Annotated in this window: 1 protein-coding gene; it reads left to right on the top strand. The window is 67.1% G+C overall.

Going from position 1 to position 1047, the window contains the following annotated elements; translation table 11 throughout:
* Window positions 1-145: 145 nt before the first annotated feature.
* Window positions 146-1047 (top strand): FHIPEP family type III secretion protein (locus AC1D15_RS33975; RefSeq protein WP_477829535.1); only part of this gene is annotated, 902 nt, incomplete at its 3' end.

Raw genomic sequence — 1047 nt, 5'->3', positions numbered from 1 at the left:
TGCCCGAAGAGCTTTTCGAATCGGTGGCCGTGGTGCTGCGCTGGGTGGACGAGATCGGCGCCCGGCGCGGCGATTCACCCGGCAGCACACCAGCCCCCGGTTCCGACAACCCCGTTCATTGACCCTTTCCACCCAGGCGGATGCCATGAAGAAATTCAAGATCAACATAGGCGGCGATGCCGCGATGGTGGCCACGATCGTGGCCATCCTCGCGCTGATGGTGCTGCCGCTGCCGACCTTCCTGATCGACGGCCTGCTGGCGGTGAACCTCACCATCAGCACGCTGCTGCTGATGGTGACGATGTACATCCCGAGCGCGGTCTCGCTGACCTCGTTCCCGGCGCTGCTGCTGTTCACGACGCTGTTCCGGCTGTCGCTGARCATCTCGTCGACCAAGCTGATCCTGCTGCACGCCGACGCCGGCCACATCATCGAGTCGTTCGGCAACCTGGTGGTGGGCGGCAACCTGGTGGTCGGGATCGTGGTGTTCCTGATCATCACGGTGGTGCAGTTCATCGTGATCGCGAAGGGCTCGGAGCGGGTCGCCGAGGTCGGCGCGCGCTTCACGCTGGACGCGATGCCGGGCAAGCAGATGAGCATCGACGCCGACCTGCGCGCCGGCCACCTGACGGCCGACGAGGCCCGCCACCGCCGCGCCGCGCTCGCGATGGAAAGCCAGCTGCACGGCGGCATGGACGGCGCGATGAAGTTCGTGAAGGGCGATGCGATCGCGGCGCTGATCATCACGGTGATCAACATCCTGGCCGGCATCGTGATCGGCATCACCTACCACGGCATGCCGGCCGCCGAGGCGGCGAACCGCTTCGCGATCCTGTCGATCGGCGACGCGATGGTGTCGCAGATCCCGTCGCTGCTGATCTGCGTGGCCGCCGGCGTGATGATCACCCGCGTGGCCGACGAGCACGCGCCGAAGCCGAAGTCGCTGGGCGAGGAGATCACCTACCAGCTGACGCGCAGCCCGCGCGCGCTGTACCTGGCGGCCGGCTTCCTGTGCGGCTTCGCGCTGGTGCCGGGCTTCCCGTGGTA

It is taken from the genome of Rhizobacter sp. P2_H2, from assembly GCF_056403375.1.
The sequence above is the reverse complement of the archived record's forward strand: the minus strand, read 5'-3'. Positions and strand labels throughout refer to the sequence as shown.